At 29.7% G+C, this 12,532-nt stretch carries 15 protein-coding genes; all 15 read right to left on the reverse strand.

Going from position 1 to position 12,532, the window contains the following annotated elements; all coding sequences use genetic code 11:
• Positions 1-61: 61 nt before the first annotated feature.
• Positions 62-610, reverse strand: coding sequence for a hypothetical protein (locus BN854_RS07145; RefSeq protein WP_030003862.1), 549 nt, complete (start codon positions 608-610; stop codon positions 62-64).
• A gap of 13 nt (positions 611-623) precedes the next feature.
• The gene (gene fba, locus BN854_RS07150) at positions 624-1,487 is read right to left on the reverse strand and encodes a class II fructose-1,6-bisphosphate aldolase (protein WP_030003863.1); all 864 of its coding nucleotides are present in this window, start codon (positions 1,485-1,487) and stop codon (positions 624-626) included.
• A 53-nt stretch (positions 1,488-1,540) separates the two neighbouring features.
• Positions 1,541-3,154, reverse strand: a complete 1,614-nt coding sequence (gene pyrG, locus BN854_RS07155; RefSeq protein ID WP_030003864.1) for a CTP synthase — start codon at positions 3,152-3,154, stop codon at positions 1,541-1,543.
• Between the two features lie 123 nt (positions 3,155-3,277).
• Positions 3,278-3,961 carry a phosphatase PAP2 family protein gene (locus tag BN854_RS07515; protein WP_030003865.1) on the reverse strand — a complete coding sequence of 228 codons (684 nt, stop codon included), beginning with the start codon at positions 3,959-3,961 and terminating at the stop codon, positions 3,278-3,280.
• Entirely contained in the window at positions 3,958-4,809 is an 852-nt protein-coding gene (locus tag BN854_RS07165) for a phosphatidylserine decarboxylase (protein ID WP_030003866.1), read from the reverse strand. The genes BN854_RS07515 and BN854_RS07165 overlap by 4 nt, the downstream gene beginning before the upstream one ends.
• Positions 4,806-5,426 carry a CDP-alcohol phosphatidyltransferase family protein gene (locus BN854_RS07170; protein ID WP_030003867.1) on the reverse strand — a complete coding sequence of 207 codons (621 nt, stop codon included), beginning with the start codon at positions 5,424-5,426 and terminating at the stop codon, positions 4,806-4,808. The genes BN854_RS07165 and BN854_RS07170 overlap by 4 nt, the downstream gene beginning before the upstream one ends.
• Complete coding sequence (locus tag BN854_RS07175; RefSeq protein ID WP_045959866.1) at positions 5,410-5,604, reverse strand: hypothetical protein; 195 nt, start codon at positions 5,602-5,604, stop codon at positions 5,410-5,412. The genes BN854_RS07170 and BN854_RS07175 overlap by 17 nt, the downstream gene beginning before the upstream one ends.
• Before the next feature lie 38 nt (positions 5,605-5,642).
• Positions 5,643-6,470 carry a lysylphosphatidylglycerol synthase transmembrane domain-containing protein gene (locus tag BN854_RS07180; protein ID WP_030003868.1) on the reverse strand — a complete coding sequence of 276 codons (828 nt, stop codon included), beginning with the start codon at positions 6,468-6,470 and terminating at the stop codon, positions 5,643-5,645.
• A gap of 68 nt (positions 6,471-6,538) precedes the next feature.
• Complete coding sequence (gene rpoE, locus BN854_RS07185) at positions 6,539-7,078, reverse strand: DNA-directed RNA polymerase subunit delta (RefSeq protein WP_030003869.1); 540 nt, start codon at positions 7,076-7,078, stop codon at positions 6,539-6,541.
• A gap of 110 nt (positions 7,079-7,188) precedes the next feature.
• Positions 7,189-7,779, reverse strand: coding sequence for a recombination mediator RecR (gene recR / locus BN854_RS07190; RefSeq protein WP_030003870.1), 591 nt, complete (start codon positions 7,777-7,779; stop codon positions 7,189-7,191).
• Positions 7,779-8,069 (reverse strand): YbaB/EbfC family nucleoid-associated protein, encoded by a 291-nt coding sequence (locus tag BN854_RS07195; RefSeq protein ID WP_030003871.1) that lies wholly within the window; start codon positions 8,067-8,069, stop codon positions 7,779-7,781. The genes recR and BN854_RS07195 overlap by 1 nt, the downstream gene beginning before the upstream one ends.
• Before the next feature lie 7 nt (positions 8,070-8,076).
• Positions 8,077-9,744 (reverse strand): DNA polymerase III subunit gamma/tau, encoded by a 1,668-nt coding sequence (gene dnaX, locus BN854_RS07200; RefSeq protein WP_030003872.1) that lies wholly within the window; start codon positions 9,742-9,744, stop codon positions 8,077-8,079.
• 54 nt (positions 9,745-9,798) lie between these two features.
• Positions 9,799-11,142 carry a tRNA uridine-5-carboxymethylaminomethyl(34) synthesis GTPase MnmE gene (mnmE, locus tag BN854_RS07205; RefSeq protein WP_030003873.1) on the reverse strand — a complete coding sequence of 448 codons (1,344 nt, stop codon included), beginning with the start codon at positions 11,140-11,142 and terminating at the stop codon, positions 9,799-9,801.
• Entirely contained in the window at positions 11,142-11,675 is a 534-nt protein-coding gene (locus tag BN854_RS07210) for an MgtC/SapB family protein (protein WP_030003874.1), read from the reverse strand. The genes mnmE and BN854_RS07210 overlap by 1 nt, the downstream gene beginning before the upstream one ends.
• Positions 11,668-12,531, reverse strand: coding sequence for a tRNA 2-thiocytidine biosynthesis TtcA family protein (locus tag BN854_RS07215; protein ID WP_030003875.1), 864 nt, complete (start codon positions 12,529-12,531; stop codon positions 11,668-11,670). Before BN854_RS07215 ends, BN854_RS07210 begins: the two co-directional genes overlap by 8 nt.
• Position 12,532 lies beyond the last annotated feature (1 nt).

The raw sequence follows: 12,532 nt of genomic DNA on the forward strand, positions 1-12,532 counted from the left end.
ATATATTTAAAATTAAAAAGCTCCATTCTAGTAAGGTACCAGAATAAAGCCTTTACTTATTTTATATTAATTCTAATTCATTAGCGATTTCTAAGAATAACTCATGTACTGAGTGATACTCTGAAACCTTACCTATTAAATCTTGTGAAACTTTATCTAATCTATCATAATATTCATCACTTAGAGTTTCTTTTTTCTCTAGGGCAGTTCTAACATCATTTTCTAAGTTCTTAAGTTCTTTTAGCTCTTCTGTGTCTACATTATTATCTGCAACAAAATCATTTTCTAAATCTAATACATTTAATAGTAGGTTAATAGTTGTTGCCTTCTTATTTAACTCTTCATAAGAATTATTTAAGTATTTATTTAAGATCTCAGTTAATGTGATAAATTCTGATTTAAGATATAAAAAACCTGTGACAAAAATTTCATTTTCTGTTTCTGTATATGTTGGATCATCTATTAATTTATCAAACAGATAATCTAGTACTTCAAAAATATAATCATAACGTACAAGTAATAAAGAATCATTTTCTTTTAAATATAAAATCAAATCTTTATATGTCTCTTTCCATTGATTATATTCTTGATAAATTTTTTCTTCGATCATTAATTATCTTTCCTTATGCTTTATTTACTGAACCAAATAAAGTTATTTTTTCTCTTACTACTTTTTTGATTGCTTCTACACCTGGAGCTAATAGTTTTCTTGGATCAAAGCCTTTTGATTGAAGATCTTTACCTTCTTCAATATACTTTCTAACTGCTGCAGCGAAAGCTAATTGACATTCTGTATTAACATTAATTTTTGATACTCCCAATGAAATAGCCTTTTTAACCATTGCCTCAGGAATTCCAGAACCACCATGTAATACAAGTGGTAAGCCATTAGTTACTCTTTGTACTTCAGCTAAAACTTCAAAGTCTAAGCCTTTCCAGTTTGCAGGGTATTTTCCATGAATATTACCAATACCAGCAGCGAACATATCAATTCCTGTTGATGCTAATTCACGGCATTCTTCTGGATCAGCAATTTCTCCTGCACCAATGACACCATCTTCTTCTCCACCAATAGCGCCAACTTCTGCTTCAACAGAAACACCTTTAGCTTTACATAAAGCAACGATTTCTTTAGTTTTTTCTAAGTTTTCTTTAAATGGGTAAGCAGAACCATCAAACATAATCGAAGTAAAGCCTGCTTCTAATGCTTTTTTAGCTCCTTCATAAGTTCCGTGGTCTAAATGGATTGCTACTGGTACTGAAATATTAAATGATTTATCTAATTCAGTTACCATCGCAACTACGTTTCTATATCCTCCCATGTATTTAGCAGCCCCTTCAGAAACTCCTAAAATAACTGGTGATTTTAATTCTTCTACTTCTTGTAGAACAGCTTTAATCCACTCTAAATTATTAATATTAATGTGAGCCACACCATATCCTTCTTTGTGTGCTTTTAGTAACATATCTTTTGCTGATGTCAACATTTTTGTTACCTCCCTTTTTTTATCTCTTTTATTATATAACTATATAGTTTTTTTTACAATAATTTGCCCTTTTTATTTTGTTTCGCTGCGAAAACGAAATCTTTGAATAAAGGGTGCGGTCTTAATGGTCTTGATACAAATTCTGGATGATATTGGACAGCTATAAACCAAGGGTGGTTATTTAATTCAATAGATTCTACTAATTTAGATGTCTTTTCAACCCCCGTAATAATAAAATTAGCATCTTTTTCTAAAATTTCTACATACTCAGGGTTCACTTCATAACGGTGTCTATGTCTTTCTGCAATTACACCTTTATTATAGGCCTTAAACGTTTTCGTATTTTCTTTTAAAATACTTTCGTATAATCCTAAGCGAAGAGTTCCACCTAACTTAGAATCTTTAATCTTTTTCGTAATAATTGGTGCGTCTGTCTTAGGATCAATCTCTGTTGAATTGGCATTTTTAATCCCCAATACATTTCTAGCATATTCAATCACTGATAGTTGCATCCCATAGCAGATTCCAAACATTGGCACGTTGTTTTCTCTAGCATATTGGATTGCGGCTATTTTACCTTCAGTAGCTCTTTTTCCAAAACCACCTGGAACTAAAATACCATCACAATCAGCTAAAGCTTCTCCTACATTTTCTGGATTGATTTTTTCTGCACTTAACCATTTGATTTTAATAGAAACATCATGTGCATATCCTGCATGCTTTAATGCCTCACTAATAGACAAATATGCATCATGTAAAGAAACATATTTACCTACTAAACCAATAGTTATCGCTTCTTTTAAACCTTTAATTTTAGAAATGAGATTTTCCCATTCAGATAAATTTGCTTTAGGTAAATTGTTGAATTTAAAATGATCTAATATGAAATCATCAATTCCTTGTTTTTCTAAATTAAGAATAGATTGATATAGTACTTCAACATCAAGAGACTCAAAAACAGCATTTTCATTCACATCACAGAAAAGTGCGATTTTTTCTTTCACATGCTTAGGAATCTCTACTTCACTTCTTAAAACAATCATATCAGGTTGTATACCAAGTGATCTTAATTCTTTAACACTGTGTTGAGTTGGTTTAGTTTTAATTTCATTAGCAGCCTTTAAATAAGGTATTAATGTATTATGGAGGTAAAGTGTATTTTCATAGCCATAATCACGTCTTGCCTGTCTAATCGCTTCTAAATAAGGTAATGATTCGATATCACCAACAGTTCCACCAATTTCAGTGATAACAACATCAGCTAAAGACGACTCTGCGGCAGCTTTAAGCTTGCTTTTGATTTCATCAGTAATATGTGGAATCACTTGAATAGTTGCCCCTAAATATCCACCTTTACGTTCTCTATCAATCACTGTTTGATAGATTTTCCCTGTTGTAATACTAGAATCCTTTGATAGATTTTCATCAATAAATCTTTCATAGTGACCTAAATCTAAATCTGTTTCTGCGCCATCATCTGTCACAAAAACCTCTCCATGTTGATAAGGACTCATTGTTCCTGGGTCAACATTAATATACGGGTCAAATTTTTGCATGAACACTTTTAGTCCACGAGATTTTAAAATTTGTCCGATTGATGATGCAGTGATACCCTTTCCTAAACTAGAGACAACTCCTCCAGTTACAAATATAAACTTTGTGCTCATTTCTAATTTTTCCTTTCTAAAATAAAAAAAATAAGCCTCCTATAATAGGAGACTTTTTTATAGTGTGCCCTTTTTAATTATAACAAACTTACGACTATCAAGCAACTACAATTTAATAAATAATCACTTTTCAATTTTTAATCTTTTATTCACCTTTGTAAAGAAGGTTTCAAAGGGTTTATACCAGTTTGTCTTACCTACAATAAAATAGATAATTTCAACTAAAATAACTGCGGCTATTACATCTATAATATAGTGTTGCTTAATGGTTACTGTTGACATAAACACCAATACGGCAATAATAAACTGAGTTAAAACTAACCATTTAGGAGCTTTTAATTTATCTGTTTTAATAAACGGTCTAAAGCATAACCAACTAATAGTAGAATGCATACTAGGCAATAAATTATTAGGCACATCTGACTTATAAATTAAATTAGTTAACCAGTTAAAAAAATTAGTATTAGGTATTTCAGGTCTTACAATAGTTGTTGGGAAAGTAATATAGATTAGAATACAAGCGATATGAGTAATTAAAACTGTAACTACATATTGGTAAAATCTTTTTTTAGATAAATATTTTCCCATGACCAAAGGGGTTATTCCCCACCAAATATAACAGCCAACATAAACAACAATCATAAAGGTCCATAATGGAACAAATTCATCTATTTTCCAAGAAATAATATGATGATACATATTATGATTGATTAGTTTAGAAATAAAATATACTATATTTTGTATTAAAAGTAAAAATAAAAACGGGATTAATGGATAAAAATTTATTTTCTTTAATTTCTTTATCATAATTTATCTCCAATCTTTTCACCAATAGAAACGATTGTTTCGCAATTGTTTTTAGTATTTTCTAAATAAATAGGATTTAATTTGATAATATCTTTTTTAACTAGTATCACAACAGTTGATCCCCCAAATAAGAATAATCCTTTTTCATCGCCTTTTTTAAAGTCTACTACATCATGGTTCTTAATTTTACCAACCATTAATGCACCAACTTCAATTTGAACTAATTGAGAAAAATTATCAGATTCAATAATTGTATATTCTCTATTGTTTTCTTTAAACACATCATACTTTTCAAACGCAATAGGATTGACCGTATGAAATCTACCTTTAATTTTTTTATTTTCTATTATTTTACCATTATCCGTAAAAATATATCTATGATAATCATCTACTTCTAATCTAAAAACTAGTAGATATCCATCTTTATATTGGTTTGCTAATTCACTATTTTGTAATAGATTTTCAATACTATATTGACTATTTTTAATCGTATATGTTAAATCTTCTTTAATAACATACGCTGATAATTTAGATGAAGCCGGACTAATAAAACTTGTGACTTCTTTATCATAAGAAACTTCTTTGAGCTTTCTAGTAAAAAAATCATTATATGATTTAAATTTCTTTTTCTCACATAATGACAAGTCAATCTTATTTTTTTTAATAAACCCTTTAATAAAAATCTTAGATAAAAATGAATTCATGAAAAGCCCCATAGAAAAAGAAACTACCTTAGTGATTAATAGCCTTAAAATGATTCTTCCTATTAAAGTACGGTATAAAAACTTTTGAAGTTTACTGCTAGATCCCTGCCTAACAATTTCCCCATTTTTTCTAACTATTTTCATAAAACTCCCTTTGATTTACAAATAATAAGCACTGTAATGATAATAGCCCCAATAACAGTTAAAGCGATTAGCCCTTTTTGAGAAAGTTTCTTTACTTTTATTTTAGAAACAAAAAGCACTAGAACGACTGCCATAATGGCTGCGTATAAATACTTAAAGTCGGCTCCCATAACCCTTTTAAAGACGAATATGGCAGGAAAAACAATAGCTGAGGAAGTTACAGGGAGACCAATAAACCCAGAACTAGCAAATTCTTTATCCTCTTCTGTTAAAACATTAAAATACGCTAATCTAATTAATGCCGCTAATGGATATAAAACCATTAAAGCAGCTCCATACCAAGTGTTAAGCCCTATAGTATAGCCTATAACTGCAGGTAATAATCCAAAACTTACCATATCAGCAAGCGAATCTATTTGAACACCATATCTTTTTTCAAAACTATTTCTTTGTTTAGTTCTAGCAACTACCCCATCAAACATATCAAAAAATCCCGCTAAAGCTAAACATAAAACGGCACTTAATGGTCTACCATTTAAAGCATAGCCAATACCAAAAATAGCTGAAATAAGATTTGCATATGTTAAATAAACCGTATAATTATAAAAACCTATCATGATCTTTTTTTCCTTTCTTAAAGTGTTTTAATACCATAAAAGTTAATATAATTACTCCTGTTAATAAAATAGCTAAGTAATAATTTAACCCTCTTGTCATCATCATTGCTGGGAAAATAAAATCTTTTTGATATACTAATTCAAAAAATGAAATCATTAAACTTTCAGATAAGCCCACACCACCTGGAATAGGTAAACTATCTACTGTAATTGTAATCAGTATTTAATAGTCATTAGTGTAATAAAACTTTCTGTTGTAAATCCAAATGATAGATAAACTAAATATGGAATTAAAAACATTGCTCCCCTTTGAATAAAATTATATGTAAAAATTCTTATTAATAAAAAAATATCTTTTTGCAAATATAAGAACGCTTCTTTATATTTTACAATACTACTTTCTAATTTGTCATTATAAATGGAAATATCTTTTTTTAATATTTTAATTTTATGTAAAAATCTAATGATACTTTTACCTATTTTTAATAATAACTTTCTTGAAATTAAAGCCATTAAAAAGATAGATATGAAAACAACATTAAGTGAAAGTCCTATGGTAAACAAAATGATTTTAACTGGCGTATCTAAATAAAAACCACTAATAATAATTGCGATAAACCCATAAACCATCAAAACAATTCTAAATATAATTGAATTTAACAATAAAACAACACTAGATTCTGAAACTGGTATCTTATCTTTCTCCATATAGTAGGCAACCATAGGCTGTCCTCCTAAGGCAGAAGGTGTAATAGCACTAAAATAAACATCAACTGATGCATACTTTATATTACTCAAAATAGATGTTTTATGTCCAAGTTTGTTTAATAATGCCTTCATGCTCAATGCTTCAAAAAATAAATACACTAAAAGCATCATGATTGAGTAATAGATATAATTAGGATTAATTAAGCTAAAAGCATTTTTAACATCCTTTATACTATACTCTTTAAATAAGATATAAAACGTTACCCCTATCAGTATTAAAAGTATTAAAAAGCTAATAATATACTTTTTTCTACTCTTTTTTGTGCTTATCTCCATACACTCACCCTTTTAAAATATAAAGGAGCAATTATCAATTGCTCCTTACTTCTTTGATGTAGTATTTGTTACTCATCATACATGTCTTCATAGTCATCCATGATTTCATTATAATCATCTTCATCATAATTAGTATCATCAAATTCTATTTCGACATCATCATCGTTGTCTTCATCAATTGACTCAATTGGCAATTCTACTTCAATATATTCTTTTTCTTCTTTAGAGTCTTCATCAATTTCTAACTCTTCGTCTTCATCTATATCTTCAGCAACTTCTTCTAAATTGAATTCTGTAAAGTCAATTAATTCTTCATCTTCAATTTCTTCATCTGCAAGGTCTTGATCAAATGAGAATGATTCTTTATCCCATAAATCTAAGTGACCTTCTTTTAATGCCCACAAATTTTCCCCATAAAACACGAATTTAGCACTCAATGTAATATCTAAATATAATTGTGAAATTTCATCTACATCGTTCGGATCTATTCCTTTGATAGTTGCTGCTTCATCCATTAAAGTATAAATTGGCGTTGGCTCATTTTTTTCTTTAAGAATTTCTTCAACAATATCTAACAATGATAATTCGCTTAATTTTTCTTTATTCATTGCGCCCTCCTAAAAACCGCCTATATTGTATATTAAAGCAATTATTTTTGCAATAGTTTTAATGCATTTAGTGAATATTGTCAAGCATTTTTGCTGTTTTTAGTCTTTTTTTAGTATTTTTGTCTATTTTCTACTGCTTTATTCAAGGTTAACTCGTCTGCATACTTCAAATCTGACCCTACTGGAAGTCCATATGCAAGTCTTGTTATACTTAAATTAAAGTCACTTAAAAGGGCTTTTAAATATTTAGCAGTTAATTCGCCTTCAACGGTTCCATTAGTGGCGATGATTACTTCTTTATATGAAGCTACTTTTTTTAATAGTGAGTCAATATTCAAATCTTCTGGACTAATTCCTTTTGAAAAATCAATGACTCCATCTAGGACATGATATTGTCCATGATAAGTTTTCATCTTTTCAAATACAAAAACATCTTTACTGTCAGAGACAACCATCAATGTTTCAGTGTCTCTTTCTTTACTTTTACATATATCACAAATTGTATCTTCTGTTAACATGTGACATCTTTCACACTTAACAATTTTATCAGTCATTTCTTTTAAATGGCTTGAAAAACTTAAAATACCATCCTTTTCTTTTTGAGTTGCTAGAAACAAAACAAATCTTTCTGCTGTTTTCTCACCAACTCCTGGAAGTTTAGAAAAGTCTTCAATTAAGTCTTTAATTGATTTTGGATACATTAGAATCCAAAGCCACCCATTCCACCAGTAAATTGTCCCATAGTATCTTGTTGTTGTTTGTCAATTTGAGCTAAAGCATCATTTACTGCAAGTAATATTGCATCTTGTAACATTTCTGCTTCATCTAACATTTCTGGATCAATTTTAACATCCACAACTTGTCTTGTTCCTTGAACAATAACAGTTACTCCACTAGCTTTTCCAGTGAACTCTGTAGAATCTAATTTTTCTTGTGCTTCTTCCATTTGTTTTTGAATCTTACGTAATTTATTCATCATATTTGGGTTCATCGTTTTACTACTCCTTTATTTTTACTTTTTCTTTTCCAAAATATTCATATGCCAATGAAACTGTTGGGTCTTCTTTGGTTTCAAATTCTTCACTGATTTCATCTTCATATAAATGTAAGTCATATTCAGGTAATTTAGCAACCGCTGTTCCTGAATTTAATTCAGCCAGATATGCTTCTTTTAAATATAACCAGTCTGGTTTTAAAATCACTATATAATCTTTTACTAATTCTTTTTTCTGATTTAGTATTTGTAAAACTTGTTTTTTAATCTCTTTTTTAAGCATTTGTTTACCTAAAATGACACTATCATAAACAAGTAACATCACATCATCTGTCATCGCTTCTAAAGACCCTTTATAAAGCATTTTAGCAATTCCATTTAATGAGGCTAAAGGATAATCTTCTAATCTACTCCATGCAGATAATAAAAGTTCTTTTTTAGCTTTATTTGAATTTCTTAGGATATCTTCAACTTGTTTAACTGTCACAAGCGGTTTTCCTTTAGGTGTTGCCTGATAAGGCACTTGTTTGTTAACAATTTGAGTTTGTTTAGGTAAACTTTTTAGTTTTTCTAATTCTATTTCTAAATATTCTACTTTAGCTTCTAAATCTGCTTTTGCGACTGACTCATGATTAATCATTTTAATTAAGGCCATTTCAATATATGCACGTTTTTGATTTGTCCATTTAATATCTTGTAAAAGTTCATTTAAAATAGCTAGGTAAGCATATATTTTTTGAATAGGAACAAGTTTAAATTCTTCATATAAATTTGTCTTATTTGTTCTATCTAATAAAATATCTCTAAGAGCTAAAATTAAATCGTTTGTTACTCTTGAAATATCCTTGCCTTGTTTTAAAATATTATTTAATTCATTAATAGCTTGTTGGGGTTTCTTTAAGACAACCGATTCTAAGATTGTTGTAATTGTTTTTTTAGATAATCCACCTGAAACAACTAAAACATCATCTTCTGTAATATCATCTGCTTTATAAGAAATCACTTGATCAAGTAAACTTAAAGCGTCACGCATACCACCTTCTGAGTGAATAGCTATCTCCTTTAATGCTTGATCATTAATGTTAATCTTTTCTTTTAACACAATTTCTTTTAATTTTTCCACGATATCATCTTGATCAATATTTTTGAAATCAAATCTTTGACAACGGGATAAAATAGTTGCTGGTATTTTATGGATTTCTGTTGTTGCTAAAATAAAGACAACGTGTTTTGGTGGTTCTTCTAATGTTTTTAAAAGGGCATTAAACGCACCTGTTGTTAACATATGAACCTCATCTATAATATAAACTTTATATGTTCCAACGCTAGGGGCATAATTGACTTTATCTCTTAAATCCCTAATTTCATCAACACCATTATTAGATGCCGCATCTATTTCAACTACATCTGAAACTTCATTTTTATTAATAGCCTTACAGATTTCACATTCATTACAAGGATTCCCATCAACTAGGTGAGGACAGTTAATCGCCTTAGCCATAATCTTAGCAATAGATGTCTTTCCAGTCCCTCTTGGTCCACTAAAAAGATAAGCGTGAGCAATTTTATCATGTTTGATTGCATTAGTAAGTGTTTGTACAATCATCTTTTGTCCAGCTACCTCACTAAAGGTTTGTGGTCTATAACTTCTGTATAACGCAACATATGACATCTTCTCACCGCCTTTTATTTTCATATAGATTATATCATAAAATTAAACTATTCTTTATTTTCCTAGGCAAAATTTAGAAAATAATTCTGTTAATAAATCTCCATACCCGTTATCTCCTAAAATCTCTCCTAGGTCATTCCAAGCATTTGTTAAGTCTAGAACATAAATATCTACTGGCATATCATTGTTAATTGCCTCTAAGACGTCTTTTAATGCATTTAGAGCGTCTTTTATCTTCTTTATATGTCTAACATTAGATAAGTAGTTAAAGTCTTTTTGTTCTAAGTTTTCTAATTGTAGTTTTTTTAAGATTGTTTGTTCTAATTCTTTTAGTCCTACTTTATTTAAACTAGAGATTGAAACTAATTCTAAATCTAGTTTTCTTGTTAAGTCAGATTTATTACCAATTAAAATTCTAGGATAGTCTTTAGTCAATTCTAATAATTCTAAGTCCTCTTCTGTTAAGTCACTACTTTGATCTAAAACTAATAAGACTAATTCAGCTTCTGTAATAGCCTTTCTAGATTTAGTGACACCTATTTGTTCTACTTTATCTTCTGTTTGTCTAATCCCTGCAGTATCGATTAAATGAAGAGTAAAGCCACCTAGATTAACATAAGCATCTATTGTATCACGGGTTGTTCCAGCAATATCAGTAACAATCGCTCTATCTTCATCTAATAAGGCATTTAAAAGACTTGATTTTCCTACATTAGGTTTTCCAACAATCGCTGTTTTAATACCATCTCTAATATATCTAGTTTTTTTAGAGTGAGTTAATATTTCTTCCATTTCTTTAATTAGTTCTAATGTCTTAGGGTAAACTATTTCTTTACTCATAACAACCGCATCATCATACTCTGGATAATCAATATTCACTTCTATTTGTGCAACAACTGTTAAAAGTTTTTCTTTTAAGTTTTTAATTAATTGCGATGTTTCTTTTTGGAGTCCTAAATGAGCAACTTTAATAGCATTTTCATTTTTAGCATGAATGATATCCATAATAGCTTCTGCTTGAACAAGGTCAATGCGCTTATTTAAATAAGCTCTTTCGCTAAATTCACCTGGTCTTGCTAGTCTAATATCTAAAGTTAGAATACGTTCTAAAACCATTTGAGTAATTAAAATTCCACCATGGGTAGAAACTTCTACAACATTTTCCCCTGTAAATGACTTAGGTGCTCTAAAAATAGAAACCATTACTTCATCAAGAACACTACCATCTTCATTTAATATATGACCATAGGTAATCGTATGGCTTTCTTTTTTATTTAAGCTCTTCCCTTTAAAAATTGTGTTGATTTGGGTAATTGCATCATCACCGCTCACTCTAATCACACTAATTCCTGCGGTACCAATAGGGGTTGCGATTGCGGCAATCGTATCAAATATCATTATTCATGATCCTCTCTGTTATGAGGTAGTTTTTTAAATGGATTAATACCACGCTTAAAGTCACGTAGTGTAATAAAGAGTACCATCACACCACCTACTATAGAGCCTAATATTAAATACCCACTACCTAAAATTAGACAAACCATGGCTACTGCCCAAATAGTTCCTGCAGTAGTAAGCCCTCTAATTGTATTATTAACATCTTTTAAAATAACGCCTGCTCCAATAAAACCGACACCTGCAACTACCTGAGCAATAATTCTTTGTCCCTCAGGATCGCCAATACCTGCTTTAATTTGAGAATAATACATAAGTCGTTGCATAATGGCTAATCCTGCACTTCCTAGTCCAACTAAGATATGTGCCGAAACACCCGCTGCTTTACCTACGTTTTGGCGTTCTAAGCCAATATAGCCTGCAATAATAATAGAAATTGTTAATGGTATTAAAATCATCCATAGTACTTCATTAAAACTGTATCCTAGATCTCTTACTAATTGGTGCCCATCTGCTACTGAAAAAATATTATTCATCTAATTTTCCTTTCTTGTCATAAATTTCATTGAAGTGTGTTTTCTTATTTTTATTTTTATATCCTAAAATAGCTTCTAAATTAACATTTTCAGCTGATTTGAAAATGGATTTAGCTACATCAGGATTAAATGCTTTCATCTTTTCTACTAATTCTTTCATTTCACGTCTTTTAGAAGAAGTTTTTAAAGCAGCAACCGTACATCCACAGTTCATTGCTTGAATACCTGAGTATTTAACCCATCTAATAATATCTTTTTCTTCTACGTAAAATAAAGGTCTTATCAGTTCTATATCATCAAAGTTTTCTGCTTTAATCTTAGGAACCATTGTCCCAAATTGTCCTGCGTAAAATACGTTTAATAAAGTTGTTTCAATGACATCATCCATATGATGTCCTAATGCTAACTTATTACAGCCTAGTTCTTTAGCTTTTTGATAGAGGAACCCTCTTCTCATTTTAGCACATAAGTAACATGGATTTTCTTTAGCTATTTTTCCTACCACATCAAAAATATGTGATTCTTCTACACTTAAAGGGATATTTAAGTGTTCACAGTTGCTTAATAGTTGGTTTCTATTCAGTTCAATAAAACCTGGATCCATAGATAAGAAAACAACTTCGAAAGGAAACTTATTATGTCTTTTTAATTCTTGAAAGAGTTTAGCTAAAAGTAAACTGTCTTTACCTCCTGATATAGCAACCGCTATTTTATCATTAGGCTCTACTAAGTTATATTCTGTAATAGCTTTTAAAAACGGTGTAAATAAAACTGATTTATATGTTTTAGTAATACTTCTTTCGATATCTTTTAAATCTAATTTAGGAGTTGTAACTTCTATATAATTACAATGCATA

This window comes from Alteracholeplasma palmae J233 (genome assembly GCF_000968055.1).
In the GTDB taxonomy this organism is placed as follows: Bacteria; Bacillota_I; Bacilli_A; order Acholeplasmatales; family Acholeplasmataceae; genus Alteracholeplasma; species Alteracholeplasma palmae.

Excerpts from the sequence above, each read along its gene's own strand:
- BN854_RS07145 (WP_030003862.1), bottom strand. The coding sequence starts at position 610 with ATGATCGAAGAAAAAATTTATCAAGAATATAATCAATGGAAAGAGACA.
- fba (WP_030003863.1), bottom strand. The coding sequence starts at position 1,487 with ATGTTGACATCAGCAAAAGATATGTTACTAAAAGCACACAAAGAAGGA.
- pyrG (WP_030003864.1), bottom strand. The coding sequence starts at position 3,154 with ATGAGCACAAAGTTTATATTTGTAACTGGAGGAGTTGTCTCTAGTTTA.
- BN854_RS07515 (WP_030003865.1), bottom strand. The coding sequence starts at position 3,961 with ATGATAAAGAAATTAAAGAAAATAAATTTTTATCCATTAATCCCGTTT.
- BN854_RS07165 (WP_030003866.1), bottom strand. The coding sequence starts at position 4,809 with ATGAAAATAGTTAGAAAAAATGGGGAAATTGTTAGGCAGGGATCTAGC.
- BN854_RS07170 (WP_030003867.1), bottom strand. The coding sequence starts at position 5,426 with ATGATAGGTTTTTATAATTATACGGTTTATTTAACATATGCAAATCTT.
- BN854_RS07180 (WP_030003868.1), bottom strand. The coding sequence starts at position 6,470 with ATGGAGATAAGCACAAAAAAGAGTAGAAAAAAGTATATTATTAGCTTT.
- rpoE (WP_030003869.1), bottom strand. The coding sequence starts at position 7,078 with ATGAATAAAGAAAAATTAAGCGAATTATCATTGTTAGATATTGTTGAA.
- recR (WP_030003870.1), bottom strand. The coding sequence starts at position 7,779 with ATGTATCCAAAATCAATTAAAGACTTAATTGAAGACTTTTCTAAACTT.
- BN854_RS07195 (WP_030003871.1), bottom strand. The coding sequence starts at position 8,069 with ATGAACCCAAATATGATGAATAAATTACGTAAGATTCAAAAACAAATG.
- dnaX (WP_030003872.1), bottom strand. The coding sequence starts at position 9,744 with ATGTCATATGTTGCGTTATACAGAAGTTATAGACCACAAACCTTTAGT.
- mnmE (WP_030003873.1), bottom strand. The coding sequence starts at position 11,142 with ATGATATTTGATACGATTGCCGCAATCGCAACCCCTATTGGTACCGCA.
- BN854_RS07210 (WP_030003874.1), bottom strand. The coding sequence starts at position 11,675 with ATGAATAATATTTTTTCAGTAGCAGATGGGCACCAATTAGTAAGAGAT.
- BN854_RS07215 (WP_030003875.1), bottom strand. The coding sequence starts at position 12,531 with ATGCATTGTAATTATATAGAAGTTACAACTCCTAAATTAGATTTAAAA.